Annotated in this window: 13 protein-coding genes and 1 tRNA gene; 13 read left to right on the forward strand and 1 reads right to left on the reverse strand. The window is 37.2% G+C overall.

Going from position 1 to position 19277, the window contains the following annotated elements; translation table 11 throughout:
* Nucleotides 1–152 precede the first annotated feature (152 nt).
* From AC6CHR_RS03015 to AC6CHR_RS03055, 9 genes are all read left to right on the forward strand, one after another.
* Nucleotides 153–225: transfer RNA gene (locus tag AC6CHR_RS03015), tRNA-Val, on the forward strand.
* Between the two features lie 574 nt (nucleotides 226–799).
* Complete coding sequence (locus tag AC6CHR_RS03020; protein ID WP_498247002.1) at nucleotides 800–1648, forward strand: MurR/RpiR family transcriptional regulator; 849 nt, start codon at nucleotides 800–802, stop codon at nucleotides 1646–1648.
* A gap of 99 nt (nucleotides 1649–1747) precedes the next feature.
* On the forward strand, nucleotides 1748–3115 hold the full coding sequence (locus AC6CHR_RS03025; protein ID WP_498247003.1) for a GntP family permease: 1368 nt from the start codon (nucleotides 1748–1750) through the stop codon (nucleotides 3113–3115).
* A 65-nt stretch (nucleotides 3116–3180) separates the two neighbouring features.
* Nucleotides 3181–4080, forward strand: a complete 900-nt coding sequence (garR, locus tag AC6CHR_RS03030; protein ID WP_498247004.1) for a 2-hydroxy-3-oxopropionate reductase — start codon at nucleotides 3181–3183, stop codon at nucleotides 4078–4080.
* A 3-nt stretch (nucleotides 4081–4083) separates the two neighbouring features.
* Entirely contained in the window at nucleotides 4084–5514 is a 1431-nt protein-coding gene (locus AC6CHR_RS03035) for a four-carbon acid sugar kinase family protein (RefSeq protein WP_498247005.1), read from the forward strand.
* A gap of 417 nt (nucleotides 5515–5931) precedes the next feature.
* Nucleotides 5932–6615, forward strand: coding sequence for a copper homeostasis protein CutC (locus AC6CHR_RS03040; RefSeq protein ID WP_498247006.1), 684 nt, complete (start codon nucleotides 5932–5934; stop codon nucleotides 6613–6615).
* A 569-nt stretch (nucleotides 6616–7184) separates the two neighbouring features.
* A complete protein-coding gene (locus tag AC6CHR_RS03045) occupies nucleotides 7185–8573 on the forward strand; it encodes an aminotransferase-like domain-containing protein (RefSeq protein WP_498247007.1) in 1389 nt (462 codons plus the stop codon).
* Nucleotides 8574–8690: 117 nt separating this feature from the next.
* Nucleotides 8691–9986: an MFS transporter gene (locus tag AC6CHR_RS03050; RefSeq protein WP_498247008.1), complete on the forward strand. Its 1296-nt coding sequence runs from the start codon at nucleotides 8691–8693 to the stop codon at nucleotides 9984–9986.
* Nucleotides 9987–10526: 540 nt separating this feature from the next.
* The gene (locus tag AC6CHR_RS03055; protein WP_498247009.1) at nucleotides 10527–12791 is read left to right on the forward strand and encodes an extracellular solute-binding protein; all 2265 of its coding nucleotides are present in this window, start codon (nucleotides 10527–10529) and stop codon (nucleotides 12789–12791) included.
* Between the two features lie 325 nt (nucleotides 12792–13116).
* On the opposite strand, the gene AC6CHR_RS03060 is transcribed toward AC6CHR_RS03055, so the two are convergent.
* Nucleotides 13117–14226 carry a type I phosphomannose isomerase catalytic subunit gene (locus AC6CHR_RS03060; RefSeq protein ID WP_498247010.1) on the reverse strand — a complete coding sequence of 370 codons (1110 nt, stop codon included), beginning with the start codon at nucleotides 14224–14226 and terminating at the stop codon, nucleotides 13117–13119.
* Between the two features lie 303 nt (nucleotides 14227–14529).
* On the opposite strand from AC6CHR_RS03060, the gene AC6CHR_RS03065 reads away from it, so the two are divergent.
* The 4 genes from AC6CHR_RS03065 (at nucleotide 14530) to AC6CHR_RS03080 (ending at nucleotide 19224) form a co-directional block, all read left to right on the forward strand.
* On the forward strand, nucleotides 14530–15471 hold the full coding sequence (locus AC6CHR_RS03065) for a carbohydrate ABC transporter permease (protein WP_498247011.1): 942 nt from the start codon (nucleotides 14530–14532) through the stop codon (nucleotides 15469–15471).
* Between the two features lie 8 nt (nucleotides 15472–15479).
* The gene (locus AC6CHR_RS03070) at nucleotides 15480–16316 is read left to right on the forward strand and encodes a carbohydrate ABC transporter permease (RefSeq protein WP_498247012.1); all 837 of its coding nucleotides are present in this window, start codon (nucleotides 15480–15482) and stop codon (nucleotides 16314–16316) included.
* 45 nt (nucleotides 16317–16361) lie between these two features.
* Nucleotides 16362–17705, forward strand: a complete 1344-nt coding sequence (locus tag AC6CHR_RS03075; protein ID WP_498247013.1) for an ABC transporter substrate-binding protein — start codon at nucleotides 16362–16364, stop codon at nucleotides 17703–17705.
* A 409-nt stretch (nucleotides 17706–18114) separates the two neighbouring features.
* Nucleotides 18115–19224, forward strand: coding sequence for a glycoside hydrolase family 88/105 protein (locus AC6CHR_RS03080; RefSeq protein WP_498247014.1), 1110 nt, complete (start codon nucleotides 18115–18117; stop codon nucleotides 19222–19224).
* Nucleotides 19225–19277: the final 53 nt, after the last annotated feature.

A 19277-nucleotide genomic window follows, 5' to 3' on the forward strand; every position in this document is an offset into this window, starting at 1 on the left:
AGATATATTGACTTTTGTTGACTATCTGAATATAATTAATCATGTAGCTTAGTAGAAACAATTATTACGATCCGATAGGTCAGTGGGAGAACACTATACCTTGACGGTGATCGTTCAGGTTCAATTACCCCCTCACTGTTAGTTCATACTATGGTCTGTTAGCTCAGTTGGTAGAGCATTTGCTCGACAAGCAAGGGGTCAGCGGTTCGAATCCGTTACAGACCATTACAAGGTTGAGTGCAATACTTGACCAGCAGAAGCCTTCTTAAATGGACACTTCACAGAATGAATGTGAAACCATTTGAGGAGGTTTTTTGTTATGTCACAAAGTATTGTTAGGATTTAAAAAGAGTTTTTAGCTGAAAAAACAATTAGAAATAAATACAGAACAAATCCATCCCAATCGGTTACGCTGCTATTAAAAAATACGGACCTAAAGTTGTATCTGCAATTTGGGGGAAAAGCTTCAGTTCTTTTTCTGCTCAATAGAACCAGAAGTGGGCTCTTTCAATCGTTTCAGCATAATACCAGGTAAAAGCAGCGATCGTACTATTCGTCCTTGCTGCTGATAGAAAAATTACTTTTTGTAGAAATCATACAAACTCTCTTTTATGAATTGTAGTTTTATTACATAATTCGCTTAATATTATAAGTTGATTAGTGAAAAAACAACCGGTTTTACCGTTTTATGTAAGAAATAGTAATTTTAGTAGTGGATATTTGTAGTTTTTTTTCAAAAAATACTTGTGAAAGCGGTATTAATGTAGTAATATTACTACATATTCAGGAGGTGAAGTGGTTGCCTAGCTTTCAAAATCGACTTAAAGAAAAAAAGGAAGCGTTGACAGCTTCTGAACTAAAAGTAGTAGAACAGTTAGAAAAGCATGAAAAACCATTCTTATTATCAATGAATGAGCTGTCTAGATTAAGTGATGTAAGTGAACCTAGCGTTGTTCGTTTGTATAGAAAACTTGGATATGGTGGTTATCAGGAGTTGAAGGTTGCACTAGCCCAAGAACATGCAAACACACATTCCATTATCGGACCTAGCCGAGGTGAGATCTTGGAAAAAGATCTTTCGGGTGCTGTTTTTGATAAAATTTCTGAGCAACTTTCAACAGCTATGACGATGACAAGAGAGAAGTTAAATATCGAGCAAATGGAAGCGGCAGTAAAACAGATTTCGAATGCTGAACGGTTATATTTCTTTGGTCAAGGTCTTTCTGGAACAATTGCAGAAGATGGTGCCCATAAATTTATGAGAATTGGTAAGACGACACTCTCTGTCAAAGACCCTCATTATCAAGCCATATATGCCAATCATATGAACAAAGATGATGTTGTAATAGCTATTTCGCATTCAGGTGAAACCGTAAACATTATTGAAGTAGTTGAAATGAGTAAGAAAAGTGGTGCATTAGTGATGATTATTACATCAAACCCGGATACAACTCTTGCACAGATGGCAGATATATTACTTCTTACCCAAGCCCAAGAAACAGAAAAGCGCTCTGATGCGATGATTAGTCGTATGGTCCAACTAGCCTTTATTGACACTTTGTACACAAGGGTTGTTGCAGTTGGAGGGGGTAGTGTGAAAGAAGCTGTTAATATTTCACGATTAGCTGTTACGAGAATGAAAAAGTAGTAATTAATCATAAGAACCCCTTAAAGGTGACTTTAAAATCAGTTGAATAAAAGCATTGTCATTATTTTGAAAACGTATACTTCTAGGAGGAATCATCACATGTTAACTGGGAATGCACTAATCATTGGATTTGTTGTGGCATTAATTCTCTTATTTATCCTTATTATTAAATTCAAATGGGATGCGTTTATCTCACTTTTAGTTATTGCAGTTGGAATTGGTGTTGTATCATCTATTCCAGTTAAAGAGGTACCTGGCATCATTGCAACCGGATTTGGTAATACATTAGCCGGTGTTGGTATTTTAATTGGACTTGGCATTATCTTTGGTCAATTCCTTGCTTCATCGGGTGCAATTAATAAAATTGCATCTGGAATGCTTCGTGTATTTGGTGTGAAAAAGTCGCCTTATGCAATGGCAGCAACATCCATTACTGTTTCGATACCAGTATTCTTTGATGCGGCATTTATCATTTTACACAAATTAATTCAAAATCTATCAATTAAAACAAAAATTTCACTTTCTACATTTGTAACGATTCTTGCAATTGGATTAATCACGGCACATAGCTTAATTATCCCAACACCAGGGCCATTAGTTGTTGCTGACCAAACTGGCTCAGACATTGGTGTGTTCTTCTTATACGGCCTACTTGTTGCAATACCTGGTGTACTTGTAGGGGGTGTCTTGTATGGAAAGTTCATTGGAAAGCGCATTACGAATGAAGGACGTCTTCATGCATCAGAAGTAACTAATTTAGAAAACAATCAAGATTCATCAGAAAGAAAAGAAATTTCTACTGCTCTTTCTTTTGGGATGCTAGCTTTACCGATCGTGTTGATTTTATCAAACACACTTGTAAATTTATTATTCAGAGATAATCCAGAGCATATTATTGCGACAATTTTCTCCGTTATTGGAGATAAGAATGTGGCACTTTTAATCAGTGTAATTGTTGCTATGTTCGCATTAAAACCTTTTATCAAAGAAGATACGCAAACAATTTTTTCAGATGCTTTTAATCAAAGTGGAATGGTTATTCTTATTACCGGAGCGGGTGGAGCATTCGGTAAAGTGGTTCAAGAAACTGGTATTGGCGATTTAATTATCGATATGATGCAAGGACTAAGCATGCCAACTTTATTACTTGCTTTCCTATTTTCACAAATTTTACGCGCATCGCTTGGGTCTGCAACTGTTGCCCTTGTAACAACATCGGCGATTATGGGGCCAATGGCGGTTGAACTTGGAGTATCTCCTGTCCTATTAGGACTAGCTATTTGTGCTGGTGGAATTGGCTTATCTTTACCGAATGATTCTGGTTTCTGGGTAGTAAGTAAATTTGGTCGTTTATCGATGACAGAAACGTTACGAGTTTGGTCTATTGGCGGATTTGTATCTGGGCTGACAGCGTTAGTATTTGTTTATATTCTAAGCATGTTCCAAGGGGTTTTACCAGGATTGTAATATACGAGATTAAAAGATTACAAAACGTTGAATAATGAGAATAATAGTTAGGAGCTGGAGTTAAAATGACAAAAAATATTGGATTTATTGGACTTGGAATTATGGGAGCACCAATGGTACGCAATCTTTTAAAAAACAATAAGAAGGTTACTGTGTTTGATCTTAATGAAAAAGCTGTTGAATCACTTGTAAATGAAGGGGCGCATTCGGCAACGTCTGGAAAGGAAGTTGCTAGTGGAAGTGATGTTGTCATCACGATGTTACCGAAAGGCGAGCATGTACGCCATGCAATCTTCGGTACAAATGGTGTCATGGAAGGCGCACGTGAGGGAATGGTGATTATTGACATGAGTTCGGTATCACCAGTTGATTCTAAAGAGATGGCAGAGCTTACAGCAAAACAAGGTGTTCATTTTTTAGATGCACCAGTTAGTGGTGGGGAACCAAAAGCGATTGATGGAACACTTGCGATTATGGTTGGTGGTCATGAAGATGTTTTTGAAAGTGTTAAAGAAATCCTTGGTGACATGGGGGAAGATATTGTTCTTGTCGGTGATTCAGGGTGTGGAACAACAGCAAAACTCGCTAATCAAATTATCGTAAACTTAAATATTGCTGCTGTCTCAGAGGCACTTGTACTTGCTTCAAAAGCTGGTATTAATGTTGAAAAAATGTATCAAGCAATCCGCGGTGGACTTGCCGGAAGTACTGTCATGGATGCGAAAATACCGATGATCCTTGATCGAAACTTTAAAGCAGGTGGACGTGTAGATATTAATTTAAAAGATTTAACAAATGTCATGAATACAGCTCATGAGCTAGCTGTTCCTCTTCCTTTATCTGCTCAGCTTTTGGAAATTTTCCATTCTTTAAAAGCAGACGGAAAAGAAGCATTAGATCATGCAAGTATTGTTCATCATTATGAGAAACTAGCAAATGTCGAAGTTACTAGAGAGGAGAAATAAAGAATGGCAACGATTAATGCAGCTGAAGTTTTAGCGAATCTTTGTGAACCAAACCGTGATGAGATCAAAGATAGACTAAAAGACGAGCGTAACGGTGTGAACCATAAAATCGTCGTGCTTGATGATGATCCTACAGGAGTACAAACCGTACATGGAGTTTCCGTTTATACTGATTGGACGAAAGAAATCATTGTACAAGGATTCCAAGAAGAAAATCAAATCTTTTTCTTGTTAACGAACTCACGCAGTTTTACAGCACAAGAAACAACTGTTGTGCATCAAGATATCGCGCGACGCGTGCATGAGGTCTCATTGCAAACCGGAATTCCATACGTACTCATTAGCCGTGGCGATTCAACATTGCGTGGTCATTATCCGTTAGAAACAGAAACTATGAAAAATAGTATTGAAGAAATATCTGATACTCAATTTGATGGAGAGGTTATCATTCCATTCTTTAAAGAAGGCGGACGTTTAACGTTCAATAACATCCACTATGTTCAGTATGGCGATGAACTTGTCCCTGCTGGTGAAACAGAATTTTCAAAAGACCGGACCTTTGGATTTACAGCTTCTCACTTAGGTGAATGGATTGAAGAAAAAACGAATGGGGCTTTTACCAAAGGTGAAACAACATATATTAGTCTTGAAGACCTTCGTTCACAAAACATAGATGGCATAAAAGGACAATTAATGGAAGTTACAAACTTCAAGAAAGTGGTTGTAAATGCAGTTGACTACGGCGATGTAGAAGTTTTTGTCACAGCTTTTCTTCAGGCGCTTAAAGAGGGCAAGACCTTTATTTGCCGTAGTGCAGCTGCCTTAACGAAAGTGATCGGAGACATTTCTGATAAACCTCTTTTAACAAGAAGAGAGCTTGTTTCAGAAGAGACAACAAATGGAGGTATTATAGCTGTTGGCTCACATGTACAAAAGACTACAGAACAATTGTATGCATTACTTGATAGCGGTCTAGTCACAGGGGTTGAGTTTAATGTCCACCTTGTGCTTGATGTTGATAAATTCAAGCGAGAAGTAGATCGTGTCCGTACGACTTGCGAAGAACTTATCAAGAATGGAAAATCAGTAGTCTTTTATACACGCAGAGAGAGATTAGATTTAGGTGAGAACCGAGCAGAAGAAGAATTAATGCTATCGGTTAAAATTTCTGACGCTGTAACAAGCATTGTTCATGACTTAAAGGTTCGTCCAAAATACATCGTTGCAAAAGGTGGAATCACATCATCAAGTATTGGAACTGTCGGATTAGAAGTCAAGCGTGCTGTAGTAGCGGGTCAAATTAAACCAGGAATTCCTGTCTGGAAAACAGGTGAAGAAAGCAAATTCCCTGGCTCAGCTTATATCATCTTTCCTGGTAATGTAGGAACAACTGAAACTTTAAAAGAAGTGATTGAAGTATTAGAGGGAAAATAAAATAGAGATGTATGTATAAATTAGATAGGTATATTTCTTAGGAACTTACTATTATTGCAGGTGAGAGGTTCGAATCCCTTTCGGATCATTAGTGTTAGAAGATTCAATTCCTTGGTATCAAAGGGATTGAATTTTTTTGTTTTTAGACTAATTGGCTTCAAACTTTTTCGATTTAGAAAGGGGAATTTTTTCATATTTAGTGCAAATTGTTTTTTAAAAAATCCTGCTCGAACCCTAATTCCAGTTTGTGTTTGTAATTCTGTATGCCATTATCATGAGATGCTTTTTCAAGCAAATCTGCAGTTTGCATACGAGTCTGGAATTATCGGAAGTAGATTTCTCGGTACTATTGGTTTAAGATCAAAAGTACAATTTATATTTATTATAGGAACCTGGAAAAGGAAGTGGAATTATTAAATGATAATTGAAGTTATTGCTGATACTCTTTGTGATGCTCTTATTGCTCAAGAAGCGGGTGCGGACAGGGTTGAACTAGTTACAGGATTGGTAGAGGGTGGGTTAACACCAAGCTATGGTGTAATTGAGAGAGTCTGCAAGAGTTTAAGTATTCCTGTGAATGTAATGATACGTCCGCATAGCCGTGGTTTTTGCTATTCTGAAGAAGAAATAGAAATCATGATCATGGACATTAAGGTTTGCAAAAAATTAGGGGCAGTTGGAGTCGTATTCGGAGTCCTATCTTCAGACAAACAAATTCATGCTATTAAACTTAAACAATTAGTCGATGCTTCCGAGAACTTAGATATTACGTTCCATCGAGCTTTTGACGAGGTAAATGATCAAACGGCGGCTTTAGAGGTCATTAAGCAACATCCGCAAATATCAAGAATTCTCACTTCAGGAGGAAAGGCAAGTGCAGCAGATGCTGTAGAAAGACTTAAGCTACTAAAAGATCTTACTGAAAATAGCCATTTGGAAATCATGGCCGGGGCAGGTCTTTCAATTGATAATATCAAGGTATTTTTAGAAAAGGTATCCATAAATGAAATACATTTTGGTACGGGTGTCCGCTTTCAATCCGGTTATGAACATTCAATTGATCCGATAAGAATACGAGAAATTAAAAAGGTTATTTTATAATTTTTGTCATTTAAATTGGCTTTAACTGATGTGCTGGGGGTTAAACAGGAGAATATTATCCTTCTCATTTCCTAAACAATCTTTCCGTGTTATAGAGGATGCAAATAAGGTACTATAAACACCAGCAAGGGCTTAATGAATATCGGACTAGAATCGTCACTTGTTACAGCTTTGCATTGAAAGGGTAGGGGTCGGGGGTTAGAATCCCTCTCGGATCATTAGAGTGAGAAGCTTCAATTCCTTGGTAGATAAGGGATTGAAGCTCTTTTTTTATTTATATATCGTTAATCCTTCTTTAATAATTTAAATTATTAAGTACAGTTTCAAAGTTGAATTAGATGATTACTCTCTAACAGATGTTCACTATATGTTTTTTCTACTTCAACGAAAAGTATTATAAACACGTCTAAGGATCCAAACGTTATAATTAAGGATTCATCGTTATTACTATTTGTGAAAAAATTAAGTGGAAAGAAGCATTACAATAATATTCACTGAAAGACATAATTATATAATATTTGTTTTATAAACCGCACAATCATATAATTGTGAGAAAAAGGATGCGTATCATGCCGATTAATTCTTTTGAAAACTATTCGATGAGCTGGAAGCCATCGATTGATAAACTTGAAAAGCCTATTTATCAAACACTCGCACGGATATTGGAACTGGATATTTTAAACGGAGTTTTATTACCTGGAACAAAACTTCCTCCACAGAGAGAACTGGCTGATTATCTGGATTTAAATTTAAGTACCATTTCAAAGGCTTTTAAAGTTTGTGAGTTAAAGGGCTTGTTAAGTGCATCTGTTGGAAGTGGCACATTTGTATCGTATGATGCGTTATCGAATGCGTATTTACTTGAAGATACAAAGCCGAAGCATTTAATTGAAATGGGAGCAACACTACCAGATAATGCTTCTTTCGAGCCTCTGCTACTCCAACTAAAAAGTATGCTGCAAGAGACAGATTATGAAAAATGGTTTGGTTATGGTCGGGCAGGTGAAAGCCTCTGGCAAAAGGATGCAGCTATAAAGCTAATCCGAAGGGGTGGGTTTGAAACAACCGTTGATCACATTTTATTTGCTAATGGGGGTCAAAATGCGATTGCTGCTACATTGGCAAGTCTTTGTAAGCCTGGAGATCGAATTGGTGTTGACCATCATACATACCCTGGCTTAAAAACTGTTGCAGCAATGCTTAGTGTGCAAATAGTACCCATAAAATCAGAGAACTATGAAATGAGTCCAATGGCCTTTGAATATGCGTGTAAAAATGAAAATATTAAAGGCATTTACTTGATCCCGGATTATCAAAATCCAACAGCCTCCTTTATGTCTGTTGAGAATAGGAAAATGATTGCAGCAATTGCCAAGAAGTATAATCAGTTCGTTATTGAAGATGCATCGTACCATCTTCTGAGCAAAAAACCACTTCCAGCTGTCGCATCATTTGCACCAGAACGGGTCATCTATATTGCAAGTTTATCGAAGTCATTAGCACCAGGGTTGCGACTTGCCTATGTAGCAGTGCCGAGTGAGTTTAAGGAGCCGATTTCAAAGGCACTTTATAATTTAAATATAACTGTTTCCCCACTATTAGCAGAACTGACAGCACGGACGATTGTATCAAATCAATTTGAAGTTTTAATTGAGGGTCATCGGAAACAAACAATTCGCAGAAATCAAGTCGTCAATCGATATTTGGCAGACTATACGTGCCTTGGTGTTGAGACAGGTATTTTTCGTTGGCTACTATTACCAGGCAAGATTACAGGTGCTGAATTTGAAGAGTTAGCTGCAAATCAGGGGGTACAAGTGTATGCGGCTGAACGTTTTGTAGTTGGAAATAGTTGTCCAGAAAGGGCTGTAAGGGTTTCTGTCTGTGCACCTAAAAGGATTGAAGAGCTTGAACAAGGATTGATTATCCTTAAACGTTTGTTAACCGACCTTACCTAATATTGTTCGCCATACAATTATAATATTGTATGGTTTTTTTGTGCGTGTTATGATGATTCAAATCTAGTTGGAGGTTTATTAGAAATTGAATTAATTTTCTAGAAAGGTAGATTAGATATGTTAGACAAAGATAATGTAAAAGAGTTAGACGTTCAATCTGTTAGGTTACAAACCTACATTAATTCTTCTGAACAACAAAAATCGTTATATAAGCGGACATTACTTGTTGTAAGTATTTCACAAATATTAGGTGGTGCAGGGTTAGCTGCAGGAGTTACTGTAGGTGCACTTCTTGCACAACAAATGCTCGGTACTGATGCGTTTGCTGGACTTCCTTCAGGTTTACTTACTCTAGGGTCGGCAGGTGCTGCTTTATTTGTTGGGAGACTTTCGCAAGCGTATGGACGTCGTACAGGTCTATCAGCTGGTTTTATGATTGGTGGACTTGGAGCAATAGGAATCATAATTGCAGCAATAATAAATAGTGTTTTTCTATTATTTACATCCCTACTTGTTTATGGTGCAGGGACAGCAACAAATTTACAAGCTCGTTATGCAGGTACAGATTTAGCAAGTAACAAACAGCGAGCGACTGCTATTAGTATTACAATGATTTTTACAACATTTGGTGCTGTTGCAGGACCAAATTTAGTGAATGTGATGGGGAATTTCGCTCTTTCTATTGGTGTTCCATCACTTGCTGGTCCTTTTATTTTAGCAGCAGTAGCATATATCTTAGCCGGTCTTGTCCTTTTCATAATGCTTCGTCCAGATCCATTAGTTATAGCTAGAATGATAGAAGCAACCAAACAGGAACGTATCGATAAAAGACATTTGGCAACAACCGAACATACAGAAAATAAAAGAGGTATAATCGTTGGTGCATCGATTATGGTTCTTACTCAAATTGTAATGGTAGCTATTATGACAATGACACCGGTTCATATGATGCATCATGGACATGGCTTGAGTGCAGTAGGTCTTGTTATTGGATTTCATATTGGTGCAATGTATCTCCCTTCACTAGTTACAGGTATCCTCGTTGATAAGTTGGGGCGTACTGCGATGGCTATTGCTTCTGGAACTACATTGCTTCTGGCGGGTTTAATATCAGCATTTGCACCAGGTGATTCTATGGTTTTGATGGTAATTGCTCTTTCATTACTTGGATTAGGATGGAATTTTGGTTTGATAAGTGGGACAGCACTTATTGTTGATTCAACTGAAACTGCCACACGGGCTAAAACTCAAGGTTCAGTGGATGTTTTAATTGCTTTGTCAGGAGCTGCTGGAGGAGCTATGTCGGGAATGATTGTGGCAGGTTCAAGTTTTCCAACATTATCACTTATTGGAGTTTTTTTATCCGTATTACTAATTCCAGTGGTGATATGGTCTCATGGAGGTAGAAAATAGGCCAGATTGTTTAGGATAACAGAATTTTTTGTGGAGTATTCTTTGAACTAAAAGGTTGCTTGAGTAACAAAGAGTCGATTCAATTCGGCTCTTTTTTCTTGTTCCTCTAAAGTGAGAAGCTTCAATTCGATAAGGGATTTTGGAGCTTCTTGTTTTTTATTAGGCTCTTTTCTAAAAGTTTGTTGCTATTAAGCCTAAAAAAATCGGTCATTGGATTTTATTTGTATAGGATAGAAGCCTTTTTAATAGAAATTGCTAAGTCATTCACGAAAAGAGCACGAAGACACACTTAAAACCGTAAAGAGGTGCTTATTACGGAAAAAAAACACTCTTTGCGAAAACAGCCTTTTGCTTAGACTTTTCATTTTTCCTTACATGAGAAGATTGCACATTAGTTAAAATTTTGACAGGTAGAGCGGAAAAAACAATATCATACCACAAAAAAATCCAATTTCCATATTATCATTCGCTACTCTCTCTTTCATTTTTCTCTATATAGAATAAGAAAGGAATTTTTAGAAGAAAGGGTAGTGGTTGAAAATGGCAAAATACCGAATAGTGCGTACTGATTTTTGGAAGAATCCGATTGTGTCAGAGGAGATGACTCCGGAGGATCGGTATTTTTACCTCTATCTTCTTACAAATCCACATACGACTCAGATTGGAATCTATCGAATTACGAAAAAACAAATGGCGTTTGATTTGGGTTATTCGATTGAGAGTGTTCATTCTTTAATGGAACGATTCATCCAGTTTCATAATTTGATTCGTTACAATCCTGAAACAAGAGAAATTGCCATCAAAAATTGGGGGAAAGATAACCTGCATAAAGGCGGGAAACCAGTTATGGATTGTATTAATTCTGAATTAAAAGAGGTCGAGGATATCTCTCTTATTTCATATGTTTCGGAGACCATTTCTAAAGATGAAATTCGTAGCCTTTATGATTCTTTTTGTAAACAAGATCTTGTGCAGGAAGTTAGCGTCCTAGTTGAAAATGATACATATCCACTTACCGAATATGATGAAGGTGACGATACGTTCATGTATCATGATACGATACGTGGACAAAAAGAAAAAGAAAAAGAAAAACAACAACAACAAAAAGCTCTTACTCTCAATATAGAGAATAATCCAGACATGGATAATCAATCATGTAATCAAAAAACAATCGATGTGAAAGAAATTGTAGAGCTTTGGGACAACAGTGGATTTTGGTTTTTAAACGATGCTAAACAGCAGCTTTTATCTTGTTTAGATAATTCTAGCTTTTTACACCCTAAAGATGTGATCTTAAAAGCCATGTCCATTGCCACTACCAATCACAAGCAAAAGCTGAACTATGTTATTGCTATTCTGATAAACTGGAAAAGTGATCCTTTACTGACAGTTGAAGAAAATGATTTTTATCATGAAAACCAAAAGACTGTTCCAAAGTATAGCCAATATAAATATGAAGGAGGCAATGGCATGTTAAGGCAGCTAATAGTAACAATTCCTTTACTAGCATTGACGATTAGTATTGGTTTGCTTCTAACGGGATGTAACGGAGTGGAGTCTCAATCCAATCATATAGCTGAAAAGGTAGGGAAGAAAGTAAAGATTACCTTTTGGGATGATAATGCGGGACCACAGCGTACACCCATTTGGAAAGAATTGATTAATAGGTTTGAAATAGAAAATCCAACAATTGATGTGGAGTATGTTGGTCTTCCTAAAGACTATGCAAAGTCAAAGTTTGATGCAGCGATTGCAGCTGAAGATATGCCCGATGTAGCCAGTGTCTATACAAGTTGGCTTCCTGAATTTTCACATCGAGATGCATTGTTGCCTCTGGATTCCTATTTTGAGAATTGGCGTGAAAAAGATAAAATAAACAAAGCGACGATTGAGTATAATAAGAGAATTGTAAATGATAAAAAGTTATATGGAATTCCTTATACGCAAAACCTTGATATCCTTTGGGTTCGTTCAGATTGGTTTAAAGAGGTCGATTTAGAGACTCCTGAAACATGGGACGAATTCTTCAATGCGGTCGAAATGCTGACCGACAAATCAAACGGGCGGTATGGATTTACAATACGAGGAGGAGCAGGTGGATCGTTCCAATTACAAAGAATGATGTATGCCTATTCAGGAATTGAGAACTACATCAAAGATGGGAAAAGCACGATTAATGATCAAAAGCATGTTGAATTCCTAAAAAGATACTTTGGATTGTACCAAAAGTACACACCTAAAAGTGATATTACGAATGATTATAAAGCAATGGTAGCTAATTTCGATACGGGGGTTGCTGCGATGATCCAGCATAATATTGGTTCTCATGCTGAGCATAGTGAAGAGTTAAATCTCGACCAATATCAAGCTATTTCTCTGCCAAAGTCAATCAACGGTCAATACGTGGCAGAAGCCGGAAATACAATCGGGATAAGTATTTTTAAAGAAACAAAACATCCTGATGAGGCATGGGAATTTGTTAGGTACCTAAATTCAAAAGAATCACAAAATTTATGGAATCAAACTGTAGGTCAAATTCCGACCCATTTAGATGTACTCAATGAAGACTGGATAAATGGATCCCCGCATATTCAGATTTCTGCACAAGTCTATGATGACCAAGAGACGATTCTTTATGAACCGTCATTCTATCTTCCTGAATACCGAACAATCCTCAATACTATTGTTGATCCAGGTATCCAAGAGGTTTTAAGTGGGAAGAATACCGTAGAGGATTTTCTTGATGAGTGGGCAATCGCGATTGAAACAGCTCAAAAGCAATACGAGGATACATTTCGTAACTAATCGTTCTTATCAAATTTTCATGAAATAACATACAGAGGTGTTACCAAATAGGTACTACCTCTTGCATGTTAACAACTTTGTTTCACAAGCCACCCTTTATATTGGTCCTTCCATTGTTCTGCGACTTGATCGTTATCTGCAAGTCTCAATCGTTCCACGGCTGTGATAGGCTCCTCTTGGACAAATGATTATAGCGCCACGATTGACGTAGCGCTCTACTAGTTAGGAAGATTTTCCTTATTTCTATCCTTAAATATAGTGGGGTATCTAATAAGTGAGTGATTCTAAATTCTTCTTTTCATATTAAGTGTAGCCACGATTCCTTTTAAAGCAAGGTGGGTCCAAATAACCTCAAAGCTTTAACCGCTTTATCCTCATTATTTTCAATTAAAAAGCTAGAAACCTGTGCTGGAATAAATAGTTGATCCCCTTTTTTAACAGTCTGACGGTTTTCCCCAGTATTTATCGTTGCGTTTCCAGAAAGGATGTATAATCCTGAAAACACTCCATCACCCTGAATCTCAACCTCATTGTCTACTTCGATGAGTGTCATTCTAAAGCAAGGTGTTTGTGTATATCCAATTAGTTCGATTTCTTTATTGCTCGCTGATGTTCTTAAAGTAGTAGGGGCTATTTTCCATTTCTCTAGTGTTTCTTCCCTTGTGAAAGTATCGTAATTGAAAACTTCAAACATTTTTTCAAATCCTAATCCTTGATGAACTAAGTAATCCTCTAGCTTCAATCCTGAAGGGGATGTTTTTTCTAAACGGATTGTGAAGTCAGTAGGTTCCTGAATCTCAACTAACAAGCAACCCGCTCCGATCGCATGGGGAGTCCCTGCCTCAATTAAAAAAGTTTCTCCAGATTGCACATAGAATTTGTGCATACAATCCAGCATACCTTGAATATTTTGTTCCCTAAATAATGCCTCCCATTGTTCCTTTGTTACACCCGGTTTAAAACCAAGGTATACATAAGGAGGTTCGCCATTGATTTCTCTTCCGCCAACAAAATGCCAGCATTCGGTTTTCCCATAAGCCGAATGAAATAATTTTTTAGCCTTCTCCTTGTCAGGGTGGGTCTGAATAATCAAACGCTCCGCCGAATCGATTAACTTGACGAGGACTCCCGTCTGATTTCCGAATTTCCCTACATGATTTTCACCTAAAAGTTCGACGGGATTTTTAGCAACAATTTCCTTCAAGGTAAGGTCCATATCAGGGAGGTCCAGTTTATTTAAACCATCCTCTTCACGATCTAACGTTCGGCTAGATACAATCGATATCATCCATTCTTCAGGAAAATGACTATCCTTTGGATCTTCACTGCCATGAATTTCATCTATCAGTTTTCCTCCTAAGTAGGTTCGCCATGACCGCGCAGGAGATAATTTAATCGGCTTTGAATCATCAATCTTTACGTTGCTATTATTCAAAGTATTCCTCCCAAATCATTTTTTTCTTCTATATTTGTTTCTACATTTTATTTTAAATGAATGCGCTTTCTGAAATAATCAAAGATTTTAAGATGAATGTGTATAATTTTACGATAAGTACACGGATGCGTCTATTTTAGACGTTGAAATCCACTTAGTGGGTTCAATAAAGAGCCTAAATGAAAATACAATAAAAAGTGAATGTACTAAAATATCTTAAAATTTTAACTAATCATCTTAAAATTCTTAATTACAAAAGAAACCGTTTACATTTAGAATTGAAACCAGAAGGGAGGAAACCAAATGAGTTATTCACAAGGATTTCCCGAAACGTCTCCAGACAGTAAAAAGGTGGTTCATAAAAAGAAAATAAAGAAAGAAAAATGGGTTCCCTATCTTTTTATTTTGCCATCATTCCTTATAATTGTAGGTTTTCTATTTTACCCGATTGCGACTGTATTCTACTATAGTCTTCAAAACTATGACGTATCTGCACCTTACTACAATGGCTTTGCGGGTTTTGATAATTTTGTCAAGATCTTTACACAAGACGAAATGTTTGTCCCAAGTTTAATCAATAGTTTGAAATGGGTTGTATCAGAAGTGGGCCTTCAATTAACGTTTGGTATGATTATGGCTTTATTACTGAATCAAACCTTTAAGTTTAGGGGGCTAGCACGAGCGCTTGCCTTTATTCCATGGGCCGTCTCAGGAGTCCTTGCTTCAGTCATGTGGTCAATGATGTTCAATGAACATATGGGAGTAATCAATGACTTACTAATGAAAATTGGACTAATTAATGAACCGATGGCATTCCTAGCAAGCACATCAACCGCTTTTGGAGCCGTGATAATCGCTGAATTATGGAGGGGGATTCCTTTCTTTGCGATTACTCTATTAGCTTCCTTGCAAAGTATTCCGAACGAATTATATGAAGCAGCTCGAGTGGATGGTGCGAGTAGATGGAAAACATTTATTTATGTCACTCTGCCACAATTAAAAAATACGATTGTCTTAACAACTTTACTAAGGGTTGTTTGGGAGTTTAATAACGTCGACCTAATTTTCAACTTAACAGGCGGTGGCCCTGCACATTCCACCACTACACTAACTATGTATATTGCTGATTTAGCTGTACATGGTAGTAATTTCGGTTATGGTTCAGCATTAACGGTTGTTTCATTTGGTATTCTATTAATCTTTGCGATCCTTTATTTGAAACTATCCCGTTATGAAAAGGAGTGATTTGACGGATGTTTTCGAAAAATAAAAAACTAGACAAACTCTTAACACTATATCTACCCTTAACGATGATGCTTAGTTTTACCATGTTCCCAATCTACTGGACAATTAATACAGCAATGAAACCGGAAGGGGATATTATCAAGCGTCCGTTGCAATACATACCATCTAATCCAACGGTTGAAAACTTTGTATTCGCCTGGACCAATATTGGATTTGCGACATTTTTTAAAAATAGTTTAATCGTTGGTTTTTTTACGGTTATCATTGTTCTTATTTGCTCAACATTATCTGGATACGCTCTTTCCAGATACCAATTCAAAGGGAAAAAAAGTTTTATGCTGATGCTATTGTGTACTCAGTTCATCCCTCGGGCGATGATGATCATTCCATTGTTTATCATCTTTAAGAATTTAGGATTAATTAGTCATCCACTTTCACTAATCATTACGTATACAGCAGTTGAGATTCCTTTTACTACGATTCTAATGGCCGGATTTATCTCAAATATACCAAAGGAATTGGAAGAAGCCGCTATGATTGATGGATGTTCAAAATTGCAATCCTTGCGACACGTGCTCTTTCCATTACTTCTTCCAGGGATTGTAGCAACAGGGGTATTTACGTTCATTTATACTTGGAACGAATTTTTACTAGCATTAATGCTGACCAATCAGCAATCCAGGTTCACACTTCCTGTCGGATTAGGTTCAATGATGGGAGAATTTAACGTCAACTATGGAGCATTGGCAGCTGGAAGTGTAATTGCTTTAATTCCTGCAGTTATCTTATTTGCCTACGCACAGAAGCACCTTGTCAATGGCATGGGTGGGGCTGTCAAAGGCTAATTTTATAAAAAACATATTCAGTAAAATTTTAAGGGGGGCAACATTATGTTTATGAATAAGAGGAAATGGACAAATTCTGTTTTAGCACTTTCAATGGTTTCAGGAATGCTACTTGCTGGATGCAGCGGTGGTGAAACAGCTTCGACGCCAAAAGAATCAGGCGGTAATTCAGATGATCCAGTAAAGATTACGTTTTGGGATGAGAATGCAAGTCCTGAGCGTACACCTCTATGGGAAGAAGTCATTAAACAGTTCGAAGACGCTAACCCAAGTATTGACGTTGAGTATGTTGGAATTCCAAATAAGTCGGCAAAATCTAAATACGATGCAGCCATTGCGGCAAATGATATTCCGGACGTCGGGTCTGTTCAAACAACATGGCTGCCAGAATTTGCAATTCGTGAAGCATTACTTCCTCTCGATGAGTATTTCGAGAGCTCTGAATTAAAGGATAAAATCAACTCAAACGCGATTGATTTTAATAAGAAAATCACACAAGATGGCAAACTTTATGGTATTCCATATGCCCAAAACTTAGATACAATCTGGATTCGTACAGATTGGTTTGAGGAAGAAGGAGTAAAAGAACCAGAAACATTTGATGAGTTCTTTGCAGCGATTGAAAAAATGACGGACAAGGAAAATAGTCGTTATGGATATACAATCCGCGGTGGTGCAGGCGGATCCTTCCAGCTACAACGTTTAATGTTTGCTTATAGCGGTTTAGATTACTTTGGTGAAGATGGCACTGTAAATATCAATAACCCTAAACATGTGGAATTCGTTGAAAAATATCTGTCCTTCTATGAAAAGTTCACTCCAAAGAGTGATATCACAAACGGTTATAAGGAAATGGTCGCAGGCTTTGATACTGGTGTTGTTGCAATGGTCCACCACAATGTTGGATCTTATGGTGAGCATAAGAAGTCATTAGAAGAAGGTACATTTAAGACCATTCCACTGCCTAAGACAGAGGATGGAAAATTTGTTGCTGAGGGTGGAAACGCTGTCAATGTGGCAATTTTTAAGGGATCTGAAAATCCTGATGCTGCTTGGAAATTTGTCGAGTTTGTTAACTCTGTAGAATCACAAAGCTTGTGGAATGAGTCTACTGGTCAAATCCCAACAAACTCTGAAGTATTGGATGATGAGTGGGTACAAAATGCTCAGCATATCAAGGTAGCATTTGAAGTTTATGAAAACCCTGAAACAAAACTTTATGAACCACCATTCTATCTACCAGATTATCGTTCTGTTCTTGATAATATAGTAGATCCTGGAATCCAACAGGTAATGAGCGGCGAAAAGACAGCCAAAGAATTCCTAGATGAATGGGCAAAAGCAATGGAAGATTCAAAAGTGAAATATGATGAGACCTTTAATAAATAGGCTCTTTTCTATAAGTTTGTTGCTCTAGTACTTATAAAAAATCGGCTTTTGGATTTTTATGATATAAATTGAAGTGTTCTCTAGAGGGATATCAGAGTCATTTAAAAAAAAGAGCACGAAGATATGCTGAATTCGTAAGATTTACTTATTACGAAAAACAACAATCTTTGCGAAAACAGCCAATAAATAACAGCTAAAGTAAAGTTCATTCAGTGGGGGCGTCGTCCCGACTGAATGAATCCTTGAAAAAATTACAGAATATCGGTATATTTTTGCAGTTAAATCCAATTATTAGGGGTTTTACTGTCAGTTCATATGGGAGAAAACAAATTGGGTTTTGGTTTACTAACATCCATCTCAATATAAGTGAAATGAAAATCCTAAACTTTCAAGAAAAGGGGAATGGACAATGGGAAATACAACTGAAAAAATCGCAACTGAAACTCCATTGGTAATGGCGGAGAAGGCATGTCAAGCTTTGATGCAAACCTTTCGTGCAGAGGAACTGCCACCAGTAAATGATTTCCATTACCATCAAGGAGTATTTCTATATGGAATGTATAGAGTCTACCAAGCAACAGGCAAAAAAGAATATTTTGAGTATATTAAAGCCTATTTCGATCATTTAATTGATGAGTATGGAAATGTGCGCTTTGCGAGGGATGAGCTTGACTCAACAATGGCAGGAATACTGTTGTTCCCATTATACGAAGAAACAAAAGATCCACGATATATGATTGCGGCTAAGCGGTTAAGAAGTGCTTTAGATACGCTTAACAGAACATCAGAAAATGGTTTCTGGCATAAAGAAAAATACCCAAATCAGATGTGGTTAGATGGTCTCTTTATGGGCGGACCGTTCATGCTTCTTTATAGCCAGCATTTCCATGAAGAAGAATTAATTCAAACAGTACTTTTGCAAGAAAAGCTAATGAGAAAACATATGATGGACGAGAAAACGGGTCTGCTTTACCATGCATGGGATGAGAAGCAGGTTCAACCATGGGCGAATCCTGAAACAGGCTGTTCACCAGAATTTTGGGGACGTTCTGTCGGCTGGTACGGCACAGCGTTGGTTGACTTATTAGAGATTTTAGGGGATAGAAAGCGAGGACAAGAGGATTTAATTAAATCGCTTCAAAGCTTTATTCCAGCAATTGTTAACTTCCAAAATGAGAAAACGGGATTATGGTATCAGATTGTGGATAAAGGGGATCTCGAAGACAATTGGTTAGAATCTTCTTGCTCTGCATTGTTCCTCTATTTCATTTCGAAAGGAATTCAACATGGCTATGTAGATGATTCCTATCGTTCAGTGGTAGATAAGGCATACAAAGGATTGTTAGAACACATGGTGGAAGAAAAGGAATCAACACTTACTTTAGGTGGAATTTGTATTGGAACTTCGGCTGGAGTTTATGATTACTATGTGGACCGCCCTACTTCTGAAAATGATTTACATGGAATGGGTGCATTTATTTTAGGGAGCATGGCATATTACGACCTTATTAAGGAATAACAAACAGGTTAACCTTTAACAATCAAGATTCCTAACTAATATAGAGACATGAC

The sequence above is a fragment of the Metabacillus sp. GQ13 genome (assembly GCF_059758525.1).

What these genes read in the sequence shown, in the direction of transcription:
- AC6CHR_RS03080 (WP_498247014.1), top strand. Translation starts at nt 18,115, where the DNA reads ATGGGAAATACAACTGAAAAAATCGCAACTGAAACTCCATTGGTAATG.
- AC6CHR_RS03075 (WP_498247013.1), top strand. Translation starts at nt 16,362, where the DNA reads ATGTTTATGAATAAGAGGAAATGGACAAATTCTGTTTTAGCACTTTCA.
- garR (WP_498247004.1), top strand. Translation starts at nt 3,181, where the DNA reads ATGACAAAAAATATTGGATTTATTGGACTTGGAATTATGGGAGCACCA.
- AC6CHR_RS03045 (WP_498247007.1), top strand. Translation starts at nt 7,185, where the DNA reads ATGCCGATTAATTCTTTTGAAAACTATTCGATGAGCTGGAAGCCATCG.
- AC6CHR_RS03035 (WP_498247005.1), top strand. Translation starts at nt 4,084, where the DNA reads ATGGCAACGATTAATGCAGCTGAAGTTTTAGCGAATCTTTGTGAACCA.
- AC6CHR_RS03065 (WP_498247011.1), top strand. Translation starts at nt 14,530, where the DNA reads ATGAGTTATTCACAAGGATTTCCCGAAACGTCTCCAGACAGTAAAAAG.
- AC6CHR_RS03040 (WP_498247006.1), top strand. Translation starts at nt 5,932, where the DNA reads ATGATAATTGAAGTTATTGCTGATACTCTTTGTGATGCTCTTATTGCT.
- AC6CHR_RS03050 (WP_498247008.1), top strand. Translation starts at nt 8,691, where the DNA reads ATGTTAGACAAAGATAATGTAAAAGAGTTAGACGTTCAATCTGTTAGG.
- AC6CHR_RS03025 (WP_498247003.1), top strand. Translation starts at nt 1,748, where the DNA reads ATGTTAACTGGGAATGCACTAATCATTGGATTTGTTGTGGCATTAATT.
- AC6CHR_RS03070 (WP_498247012.1), top strand. Translation starts at nt 15,480, where the DNA reads ATGTTTTCGAAAAATAAAAAACTAGACAAACTCTTAACACTATATCTA.
- AC6CHR_RS03055 (WP_498247009.1), top strand. Translation starts at nt 10,527, where the DNA reads ATGGCAAAATACCGAATAGTGCGTACTGATTTTTGGAAGAATCCGATT.